This window comes from Rhodococcus sp. MT28, assembly GCF_058792695.1.
The window spans coordinates 1-11,165 of sequence record NZ_JBXAFD010000039.1 but is presented as its reverse complement, the minus strand read 5'-3'; the positions used below and the strand labels follow the sequence as shown (position 1 = coordinate 11,165).

Below are 11,165 nucleotides of genomic sequence, written 5' to 3'. Positions count from 1 at the left end.
GCGAAAAGATGCGTCAGATCGGCAAAACGACCCAAGAACAGAAAGGAGACGATGACATAGCTACACAGCAGTATTCTTGTGCGTAATCGCCACGGCGACTTGACCGTAGCCGTCGCCGCAGCCAGAACCGCCACCACTGCAGTTGTGCATCCCACGTCCAAAGCCTCGGCCACCTCGGCGGCCCATTCCCACTCCACTGACCTACCGAGCGCGAGAAATGCACACGTTCCGAGGACGCCGACCAACTGCCCAGCCGCGGCTGTCAGCGCCGTCCTTCGGGAACCGAGCCGCCATTCGCCAACTCCGAGACCCACTCCGACCAGAAGTATGAGAGAAATGTTCTGGGCCGGGGTCAGCCCGAACCACGGTCCGAGAAGAACTGTCCACCAGCGACCTTCCTGAAAGGCAGGCACGCCGTAGGCGACCGAGTCGAACCACGAAGCATCCTCGACGGACCTCCACAAACCCTGGGACACAACACCGATCACCAAAAGCGCGCAGACCACAGCGAACGTCAGGGGGAAGCGCAGCACTACCCGGCGGAATGCCTGCACCGTGTGATCGTCCTTGGGCGTTGCGGCAGACAGAGGCGCAGCAGGCTCCTGTGCAGAGGCAGGTTCAGAGGTGCGTACTTCACTACTCATGCCATTCCTTCGTCGGGGAATCCGTGGTGCGATGCCGCATCGTGGATGCAGCGTTCGATGCGGGACCGCGTGGTGGGGAGAACAGATCGGTGATCTGGCGCGCTCACACGCATACACGAGTTCGCAGCACTAACGAAACTCTCCGACTCGGAAGGTTACCGCCAATTGCGAGGCCGTCATCCCGGTCCTTACCGTATGCGGAACCGTTGCATTGACAGACACAATGCACCAGTGCGGGTTGTCCAACCAATGCGACGCTCCCCGGGCACGACAATACGGTTAGAGCCCGCGCCGGATGCTGGAGGGTCATGAAGATAACGCGCAATTCACGACACCAAGTTGGCACGTATCGCGTGGGGTCACCACACAGTGCGTGTGTCGCGCGTTAATCGAATACGCTGATTCGTGTCGCAGGACAGAGAAGATTCACGGCAGACACCGCGAAGTCGACGAGGCCATTCATGTGGCAGTCTTTTCGGCAAATTAGCGGGAGGAAGCGTTGTCGCTTGGCGCTGCTGCATGTTTGGGTCGCCATCCCAGGTGTTGTCCGCCGGTGATGCCGTCGTAGGCGTCAAGACGGGTTGTGTGACTGCCGCGGTCCTATGTAGGGAAGAAGGATGCTGTGAACGAAACAGAGTACGTCGAGAGCATGACCGAAGCGGTGATGGGATGGCCACTTCCGGACTCCGCGGTTGCCGTTCGTGAAGCAAGGGAACGAGCGCTCGAGTTGATTGCCGAAAATTCTGACATCAGCTTGGTAGAAGCCATCCTTCCCGGACTTGTCGTTGCAGTGGCAAATCTGGAGGCGCGAGTGGCAATTATCGAATCGTCGTTGGCGGAGTCCATGACTTAGTACTGCAGTCACGTTGCCGACGATTACCGCGGGTGCCACCGAGGCGGAGACCAGCGCCTGGTCAGCCCCATGTGTGCTTTTCCGTGTGTTCGTTCAGCAGCTCACCATGCGCTGCGCGAACACTTGATAACAGGCGCCAGTACCCACACAATCGCGATCATCAGCGTATGCATGACAATCATCGGACGGTCGGATGGCAAGGACGTCTGCAGGGTCGGTGCGCTGCGCCAACTTCGGAAATCGCGCTCGGTCGAAAATCGTTGCCGGGAAGTGTGTGGCGGGTCGAACAACACGTCGAACAACACACTGGACGGGGCACACCGAGGATGCGCCAGACCACAGCCCATTACATTGCCGGAGTTCCTGCGAGGAGGGCATGCGTCTGCGCAGGAAGAGCGATAAATCGGATTGCGAATGTCTGAAATCAACAAAATATTCCGCGCATTCCACAAGTAGGACTTGTGGAATTTCTGGAAAGCGTCCTCCATCTGGGCAAATGTGGGGCAACGGCACGATCTGCAAAGCCATCGGGATGGCGGATCGCTCCTGACACACCTGTATGAAAGCCGTACGTGCGACAAACTGCTCACCGCGTCGGTTATCGTTCCAGTGGCGAGAGGGAACTCGACAAAGACGATATTCATCTGCGCTGTTGGGCATAGTTACAGATATCAATAGTTACAGACAACTTCGTGCATCAAAGAACGTGGAGATCACCAGTCGACGTGAAGTACTACAAACGCATCCGAAAATTCCGGCCCGGAGATCAGTCACGTCGAGTGGAATGAACTCGCTAATGCATTGTGCAGGAGGGATAGAACTGTGTCCCGACGCCTTCATTTCTCGGTCTTGGCGACTGTAGCCGCCTTGCTCGTGATGGGGTGTTCCCGCGTCGAGAGCGGGTATCCGGTCCCCGCGATCGATACTTCGGTCGCCGAGCAGAAGGTGCCCGGCGGGAATGTTACATCGGCGATCCCGCTCGCACCTCAACCTGTGCGTACTGAGTCCAATGTTCCGATGACGAAACTCGCGCCAGGCCAGAAACCGCCGCAGTTCGTCTTGTTTTCGTTCGACGGTGTCGGGTTGACCCCGAACTGGGACATGTTTCTCGACACCGCACAGCGCGTCGATGCTCGGTTCTCGGCACTGATGACCGGCTTGTACTTCCTCACCGACGACAACGCCGACCGCTACCAGGGGCCAGGACACCCCACAGGTAAAGCCGCGATCGCATTCGGCGGGGACAAGGAGGCTGTTCTCGAGCAGGTCGAGTACCTCAACCGCACCTGGCTCGCAGGGCACGAGATGGGCACCCACTACGTCGGGCACTTCTGCAAGGGATCGGGGTCACACGGCGATCAGTGGACGAGCTCCGAATGGACGCACGAGTTAAATCAGTTCTTCTCGCTCATGGCGAACTGGCGCACCAACAATGACATCACCCACGGTCCTGATTTGCTGTTCGGTCCGGAAGCTGTCCGAGGCGGTCGAACCCAGTGCCTTGAAGGGTCTTTGAATCAGATGATCCCGGCATGGCATGAATTCGGCATGACGTGGGACTCATCGAAGCCGGCCTCCCACCCGGGGATCTCCTGGCCGTACTTGATCGATGGAATCTGGGAATTCCCAATCCCTTACGTGTACTCACCGCCGCTCGGTAAGCACCAGACAGCACTCGACTACAACTTCTGGTTCACCCTCAACGGCGCCAAGGACGAACCTCACACCACCCGGCGCGGCCACGATATCGCCAAGGGCACATACGATTACATGTTCGAGCAAGCCTACAACGGGAATCGCGCGCCGTTGGTGATCGCGAACCACTTCAACGACTGGAACGGCAACGCCTTCAATCCGGCGACTGCCGACTTCATGGCCGAGGTGTGCGGTCTGCCGGAGACCTACTGCGCCACCTATTCGGACGTGACCGCGTGGATGGAAATGCAAGATCCAGAGATGCTCACTCACTGGCAACACCTGCCTCCGGTCGCAGTAGGCCCGGTATGAGACACGGCACCGAATCGTCCGCGTAACCCGTAATGAAAGGCCGTACACAGTGTTTCGAACAATCGCTGCCACCGTGCTCATCGCCGCCGTCGCGATGCTTTCGACCGCATGTTCCGACGAGGACACGTCACCGCAGCCCACCACGAGCTCGACCTCGGTCACTAGTACCCACCCGCAGTCCAGTGCCGAGTCACCGCAGCCCTCGCCGAGCACCGCTGTGCGAACCAAGCCCGGCGCCGGAGGATCACCGGCAACGCCCACTGCGGACAACCCATCGGTTCCGTGTGAGGGCACCATCTGCACCAACCCCGACCACGGCGCAGGAACCGACCCGCAAGGGAACGGCGGAACAGTGATCGAAGACCCGCAGGGCGGAAACGCAGTCGTGCCCTGCGAGGGCACCATCTGCACCAATCCCAACCACGGCGCCGGGAACTGACGGGACAACCTGAGCCGCCATGAACCCTCGATCACTTCACACCGCAGCCACGGCGACCCGCCGCGGATTCCTCGCAACAGCCGCATTGTCGGTTGCGGCGCTGTCGGCGTGCGCGCACACATCACGCACAACAACGGATCGAGCTAGCCCGGACCAATCCGCCTCCCCGACCGATCCACCCCCAGCCGAGACCCTCGGCGATGACCAACGTGATCGCCGCACAACCACACCCGAAACCACCGCCGACGACTACCGGACACCGACGGACTGGGGCACACACCTACCGGGAATACACGCGAGCGTCCCCACGCACTATGGCCGGCCCACACTCGCATTGACGTTCGATGCATGTGGGGGACCTCGCGGTTCGGCAGTCGATCACCCACTGCTCGAACTCTTGCGTGAATTTGCCGTACCGGCAACGCTGTTCCTCAACGAACGGTGGATCAGGTCGAACCCTTCCCTAGCGGCCGAACTCGCGTCCGATCCCTTGTTCCAGCTGGAAAACCACGGAACGCGTCACGTACCACTCTCGGTCACCGGCCGCGCCGCGTACGGCATCGCCGGCACGGCCACCGCTGCTGCTGTGGCCGAGGAAATCGAGTTCAATCGCCGCTACCTGTACGACGCCGTCGGGGTGCGCAGTACTTGGTTCCGTTCCGGTACTGCGCACTACGATGATGTCGCCGTAGAGATCGCGCACAGCCGCGGAATCCAGCTGGCCGGATTCGCTGTCAACGCCGATGCCGGTGCCACCGCCACCAGTACTGCGGTCACGCACCAGCTGACCACTGCGCCGGACGGAGCGATCGTGCTAGCGCACATGAATCAGCCCTCTGGTGGCACAGCGGCAGGGATGCGTGCCGCGCTGGCGCCGCTCCGTGACAAGGGAACTCGGTTCGTGCATCTCGGCGCGCAGACGTGATCGCCGAATCAGCGGGACCACCTGCACATTTCCGCTCCTGGTCTCGCGGGAGATTCACAGGATCAGGACTGCGTCTGTCAGCTGCACGCGAACGCGCACACTCTGTCCTGTCACCGCGAGGTGAGCGTGAGCGATACACCGCCAACAGCCGCGAGGTGGATCGGGCCCCGGCCCCGGGAACCGCTGCTGCAACAGGTGCGATCCAACCGACACACTCGACGATCACCCTCGCCGACGTTGCGAGGAATCTTCGACCATTTCTCAACTCTCGAAATGCGGTGCCCCACTATGGATAGACGACGATTCATGGCCATGCTTGCGGCGGGAACAGCCGTGGCGGCAACAGGATGCTCGCGAGCGTACGGTGGGGACGCGATCGCACCCGAAACTGCGATGCCCGATGCACCCATCGCGCCGCCGCCCCCCTTGACCTCCGCTATGCCGGGGCCCCCGCTGCCTTCCGCGCGTGTGCCCGTCCCCCCGGCGCCCTCACCGCGATCCCCGGTCGGGGCAACAACATCGCCCTCACCGTCGACGACGGCGCCGACGCCGATGTCGTAGGCGCGTACATCAGGTTCGCCGAAGACACCGGCGCCCGGTTCACCTTCTTCGTTACCGGTATCTACGACGGGTGGACCGTACACAAACAGTCGCTGCGACCCCTCGTCGACAGCGGCCAGATCCAACTGGGCAACCACACCTGGGACCACCCGGACCTGACATCCCTGTCCTCGTCCGCGGCTGCCGCACAATTCGCGCGCACGAAAACATTCCTACTCAACACTTTCGGAGTGGACGGCGCCCCTTTCTATCGGCCTCCCTTCGGGTACCACGACTCCGCCGTCGACACGATCGCCGCCGATCACGGCTACACCGTGCCCACCCTCTGGTACGGGTCGCTCTCCGACTCTGGATTGATCACCGAGCAATACCTCCTCGAATGCGCCCACAAGTACTTCACGGCGCAGTCGATCATCATCGGGCACGCCAATCACCCGCCTGTGACCCACGTTTACGGCCAACTCGTGGACATCATCAAAGAACGCGATCTCGCGATGGTCACCCTCAACGACGTCTTCACAACCTGAGCAAACACCCGACCCTTCATCCGAATCCCGGTCTCGACATGTTCGCCGCGAGCTGGTCCGTCCCATGTTTTCCCATCGAAACAGGAGCCCCCGTGAAACTGACATACCGTAGTGCCCTCCTGGCAGGAGCGTTGCTGACCGCCACCGTCACAGGTTGCAGCACCGACAATTCTGCTGCCCCGGCCACTACCTCCGTGCATGCCTCTTCATCGACCACCCCAGCAACCACCACAGCACACGCAGCAGCCCCTGCCGTCAACCTCACCGGCCCCAATGCAGCCGCCCTCCCCAGCCCAAGTCCTGCGCATCCCCCGACTCCCGCCCCGGCGCCACTGCGCGACATCGACTGCGGCACCATCACCGGATCCAACGGCGCCACCGCCAACGTGATCGCCTTCGCCTCCGCTGCCGGCAGAGCAGGCTGCACCGAGGCCATCACCGTTACCAGCGACTACGTCAGCGCCCAACATTCCGGCGACTCCGCCGTCGTCGACGGCTGGACCTGCGAACCACAACCCGACAGCACAATCCCGCACATCTGCACGAACGGAGCCCTCACGATAGGGCTCCGCGGCCAAGCTGCACCCGCCTCCCCCCCGCCGCCCGCCCCGGCGGCGATCCGCACACTCGACCCGAATTCGACCCCACAACCGGCCAACAGCACCGAACCCCCAGCCCCTGCGCCGGCCGACACCGTCGAGGACGTCCACTGCGGCCCAGTCACGGACGCCGCCGGCAACACACGACAGGTGATCGCCGTCGGCGGCGCCGCCGGCCGAGTCGGATGCACCGAGGCCATCACCGTTGCCACCGCCTACGTCACCACAATCGCACCGACCGACGTCGCCGCCATCGACGGCTGGAGCTGCAACTCCCAACCAGACACCACCACTCCTTCCACGTGCACGAAAGACGGACTGGTCATCGGGCTACGCGCACTCTGATTTCTCTGCAAACCTGCCAAAGTAGTTCGCCCGGCAAAGCGGAGTCCGACACGATTCATCGGGTCGCCGCTACCGTTCGCATCCCACCGCGGGCCAGACCGATCCAGCGTCCGCGCTGCCGCGGGCCGATCCTCTTCAAGCGGAAACTTCTCGCCACTCACGACTCGTGGCAACGTGCGACTACCGCTGACCTGCACCTGAACATTGGTCGACATGCACCATGCGACTCAACCGAAAGTGAGCACAATGAGTACCTCCAATCTCACCCCGACCAAAACCAACACCCTGGCTGTCCTCAGTCTTGCGGCTTCCATCCTGTCGTTCGTTACCTTCGTGTTCATCCTCTCTATCGGCGGAATCGTCGCCGGCAAAAAGGCGCAGCGCCAAATCGCAACGTCAGGAGAAGGCGGAGCGGGAATCGCGAAGGCTGGCGTGGTCATCGGATGGGTCTCCCTCATCTGGGGCATACTCGGTGTCATTGCGCTGGCGGTGTTCTGGCGCAACTGAGTAGCCACGACGCGCTGGAGTAACGGAAGTCATGTCGCGCTGCAGTGGTGACAACAATTCAGTATGGCCCGGAGTCGAAAGGTGGCGTGGAGTGATCTTCCGCTCGTCACCACTTGCTCGAAGGCATCGCTATCGAGCATGAGGGGTCCTTCGATCCGGATGTGTTGGTGCTCGACGCCGGTGTGATGGAGGGCGGTGCGACTGTGGACATTCCGTTGCAGCGTGCGCGGGAGTCGTTCGATATCAACGTCTTCGAGCATCTGCAGTTGGTGCAGGCTATCGTTCCGAAGATGTTCGCCCGTGGTGCGGGTAAGGTCGTGTGGATGTCGTCGATGGGCGGCGTCCTTGTTGCTCCGCTCTTGGGTGTCTATTGTGCGACGAAGCATGCCATCGAAGCGCTCGCAGGTTCGACGAAGGTGGAGTTGGAGCCGTTCGGGGTCAAAGCCGCAACGGTGAATCCGGGTGTGTTCGGAACGGCCTTCAACGACACCGGAGCGGAAAGTTACGTGCAGTGGTACGACGCGGACAAGGCCGGATGCCGGACTTCGGTGATTCCCTGGTCGGTCAGGCTGATCCGCAGGAAATGATCGATGCGATGGTCGAGATCATCCCGGCGTCGGAGCATCTGTACCGCACGATGCACCCACTCGGCACCGTGGCTGCGGCGAGCAGTGGCAAGAGACGGAGTGGACCCAAAATGCCTGAGAATGTGAGCATTTCGACTTCGGCGCAGCAAAGGATCACCCGCGATCGCGTGAACGCGGTGATAGCACGTGAGCGTCCCGCGGCGCGGGGATGAGATGCCGGTATCCGGGCGGTGCTCGCCCCTGGGGCGAAGGTGGTGACGGTCGGATGGTGCGTGGCTTGCCTCGAACGATTTAGCGGCCGCGAAAGCACGTACGTCGGTGTCGACTTCCGATTCAACCGCTCCTTGATCAGTCGGGACGATCTTGGTGTCGTCCTCGGCGCGGAGAAACCGTCGTGGTTTTTGGTATGTGAAGCCGGGGAGTGTGATTCATCGCTCTTCATGGAAGTAGCAGCACGCTTCCGCCGAACGCACCCGGTGCCGAGTTGCGGGAGTGGATATAGGGGTGCCGCTTACGGTGGTTCACGGATCCGGTTTGCGACCCTGCAAAATTTGATGTTCCTGCGCCTTTCGCGTTTTCGATTGAGGGGGCGACATGACTCGACCGCATGGTGGTAGATTTCGCCGCTTCGGAAGGCGCATCGCGGAAGTGATCATGGAATTCGTCGCCGAGCTCGCCGAAGGGTTGATTCGGTGAGGTCGGCGCAAGCGCGCTGGGTGTACGCCGGATGGGTGTTCCCGTCGATCGCCGAATGCAGGTAGGTGCGGCCGACCCGCGGCTGCTTCGATCGCCCTCTTGTCGAGTATTTTGTCTGCGCTTCAGGTGCGACGGGTCACCGCGGTGCAGTCGCGCCTACTAACTTGACATCTTAAGTTAATAGGTATGGACCTTGCCTATGAGTTGCACGATCTAGTGCGCACGCTCGACAAGTGGGCGGAACGGAAGCTACAACGCCGGTCGCCACCCCCAAGCCCGCGAAGAACGCACCGGAGACGAAGAGCATGGTCGGAACCCAGAACCGAGTCACCAGGTTAGGTTTCTCCGTTCCCCATCGCGGTGGCCACAGTAAGGCGCACGGTTCGGCAGAGTTGTTCCCAACTATGGCTTGGTGATCCTGCGTCATCGGGTCAAGCCCCTTCTGACGACCTCGGGGACGATCGTCGATCCACGTTGGGGTTTCGTCTGGTTCTTCTCACTGCAGTTAACGCCACGTTGTTAACATTCAGCAACCGAATGAGGTGGCTTTGTGGGCAGGGTATAAGTCGAAGCAACCTCCGGCCTAGGTGGACCGCAGCGCGCCATCAGTGTCCGCAGTCCGCTCACCGCACGTGATGGAGTAGTAGTCGAGGGAGGGCGAGCAATGGCGATCGCAATCATCATTGTGGTCGTGACAGTGAGCATCGGGGCGATTGTGCGTTCGACACGCGTTGCGTCTCGTCCCGCGCCGGCGGGCGAACCGTAGTTCCTGGCCGCCCGTCACGTGCATCAGACGCGACGCGGAAACTGCCCTCAGTAGAGTTCGGGCGCGAGTCGAACCCCGGATGTTGCTGACGAGCAGCCAGGTGGGCCGGTGATCGCGCGCACTTCCTGCCAGGCATTGAGCGGGGCACGGCCCCGCGACACTGTGCGGCACAGGTCGGCGGGCCCCTCGTGTTTAATACCCTGAAGTTGTGGGCAGCACGGTATCGGCCCTTCGGACAGACGTCACCATGTAAGTTCGCGGGTCACCTGAGTGCGTGCCCCTAGTCCGGCAGGGGTGCGCATGGTCCGTCCGGTGGTTACTGACGAGCGATCGGACGGACCTCCCATGTTTGCAATGTGAATGGGTGGGGCATTAGTGGTGTGGTCCATCGGAATGAACGCCACCTGTTCTCACCGGTGACCGCGCATCTGCGTGTCGAACTGTCATCGGACCCGACACGCTTGGTCCGCCGACGGGTGTTTACAGGTGATGTCGGCGGACCACCAAGATTACGTGCCCGGCCCCGACAGTTCGTGCGCGCCGCCCACCGAGCTGCGGTTGCGCTCCGGCGCTGGCGGGCATCTGGTCCGCGTGCCGTAATCGGTGCGCTCGTTCCGCTCCGGCTAACGGTGGGGCCCCGAGGGACCACCGAGTCCCGCGTGCCGACTGAGTGGGCTAGATCGGGCACGCTTGGCTCAACCGGGACGGCCTGGGCAGCCGTGATCCGGTTGGGCCACCTCTTGTTCAGTTGGCGTTGCCAGACTAGGAAACGTGAAGCACCGAAATCCCGATCACAAACCAGAGCTGACTGAGGCCGTTTTCCAATACGGTTCAGACGGCTACGAGCTGTCTGTCGCCGAGGTGAAGCATCTGATGTCGGAAGCTGAGACCATCATGAACGGGGAAGGATCCGGCTTGATTCGTGCGACGATCGATGGCGCCGAGAGAGCATTCCTCGTCTCGGCCGGAGCGCTCGTCACCTTCCATGTCCCCATCGGAGCCCTGGGGGAAGTTCCGAAGGAGTAGCTATCGGTAGCTCGGTCGCGTCCCATCCCGCGGCGGGTATCGCGGGAAGATTCTGTACCTGATGCGCGTGTATCGATCCGCGTTCTCGGGGCGGGTTTACTCGTTCGGAGATTAGGCGCGGATGTCCATCCTGGACAACGCATTTCCGTCGATGGCGAACGTGAACCTATTGGGTCCGTTGAGGCCGTTTCCGCCGACTCAAGCGGGACGGTTGTTTCGGAGGTTGTGTTGACGAAGTCGAGGACAGACGAGGTCACCTGTTTACCAAGCAAGTGCAGCGGCTGAGTCGCGTGGGCGGATTGTCCGGTCGAACGCGAAACGGTTTTCGAATACCATCAACAACCAGTTCAATCTCGGGGGCGGCGACCGGCAAACAACGATGGTCGCTCCCGCAATGTTGCCCGCTCCAGCACGCCAAGTATCAGCGTTGGTGCGGAATCAATTTCGATGCTGCTCGACGCCACGACACTCGACAGGCGAAGTGGCCAGGATGCCGGTTTTCGCCGATGGCGCCGCAGTAGCTTCGGCTGACAACGCGCCTGTGAGCGATATCCGAGAAGAGGGTGCAAATGCGACCTCGACGAGTCGGTGCAATGGCGACCTAGATGTATGAGGAACGGACGTTGGTGACGCGGTGCCGGCGGTAAGCGGCGGGCGGTCGTCCTCCGCGTGCTGAATGCGGT

Annotated in this window: 7 protein-coding genes and 3 pseudogenes; 9 read left to right on the top strand and 1 reads right to left on the bottom strand. The window is 61.6% G+C overall.

Annotated features, from left to right (window positions below; all coding sequences use genetic code 11):
• Positions 1-644: pseudogene (locus AC1Q6C_RS33090) on the bottom strand (bifunctional lysylphosphatidylglycerol flippase/synthetase MprF); the annotation flags it as partial.
• Positions 645-1,266: 622 nt separating this feature from the next.
• Between AC1Q6C_RS33090 and AC1Q6C_RS33085 the strand changes: the two are divergent.
• The 9 genes and pseudogenes from AC1Q6C_RS33085 to AC1Q6C_RS33045 all read left to right on the top strand — a co-directional run bounded on the left by AC1Q6C_RS33085 (position 1,267) and on the right by AC1Q6C_RS33045 (position 10,482).
• Positions 1,267-1,497, top strand: a complete 231-nt coding sequence (locus tag AC1Q6C_RS33085) for a hypothetical protein (RefSeq protein ID WP_019749939.1) — start codon at positions 1,267-1,269, stop codon at positions 1,495-1,497.
• Between the two features lie 1,017 nt (positions 1,498-2,514).
• Complete coding sequence (locus AC1Q6C_RS33080) at positions 2,515-3,504, top strand: polysaccharide deacetylase family protein (RefSeq protein ID WP_037134867.1); 990 nt, start codon at positions 2,515-2,517, stop codon at positions 3,502-3,504.
• Between the two features lie 49 nt (positions 3,505-3,553).
• Complete coding sequence (locus tag AC1Q6C_RS33075; RefSeq protein WP_019749936.1) at positions 3,554-3,943, top strand: hypothetical protein; 390 nt, start codon at positions 3,554-3,556, stop codon at positions 3,941-3,943.
• 19 nt (positions 3,944-3,962) lie between these two features.
• On the top strand, positions 3,963-4,868 hold the full coding sequence (locus AC1Q6C_RS33070; protein WP_019749935.1) for a polysaccharide deacetylase family protein: 906 nt from the start codon (positions 3,963-3,965) through the stop codon (positions 4,866-4,868).
• Positions 4,869-5,174: 306 nt separating this feature from the next.
• A pseudogene (locus AC1Q6C_RS33065) lies at positions 5,175-5,956 on the top strand (polysaccharide deacetylase family protein).
• Positions 5,957-6,048: 92 nt separating this feature from the next.
• Complete coding sequence (locus AC1Q6C_RS33060) at positions 6,049-6,900, top strand: hypothetical protein (RefSeq protein ID WP_029538855.1); 852 nt, start codon at positions 6,049-6,051, stop codon at positions 6,898-6,900.
• A gap of 246 nt (positions 6,901-7,146) precedes the next feature.
• The gene (locus AC1Q6C_RS33055) at positions 7,147-7,407 is read left to right on the top strand and encodes a DUF4190 domain-containing protein (protein WP_019749932.1); all 261 of its coding nucleotides are present in this window, start codon (positions 7,147-7,149) and stop codon (positions 7,405-7,407) included.
• Between the two features lie 110 nt (positions 7,408-7,517).
• A pseudogene (locus tag AC1Q6C_RS33050) lies at positions 7,518-8,112 on the top strand (SDR family NAD(P)-dependent oxidoreductase); the annotation flags it as partial.
• A gap of 2,115 nt (positions 8,113-10,227) precedes the next feature.
• Positions 10,228-10,482: a hypothetical protein gene (locus AC1Q6C_RS33045; protein WP_019749929.1), complete on the top strand. Its 255-nt coding sequence runs from the start codon at positions 10,228-10,230 to the stop codon at positions 10,480-10,482.
• The last annotated feature ends 683 nt before the right edge of the window (positions 10,483-11,165 follow it).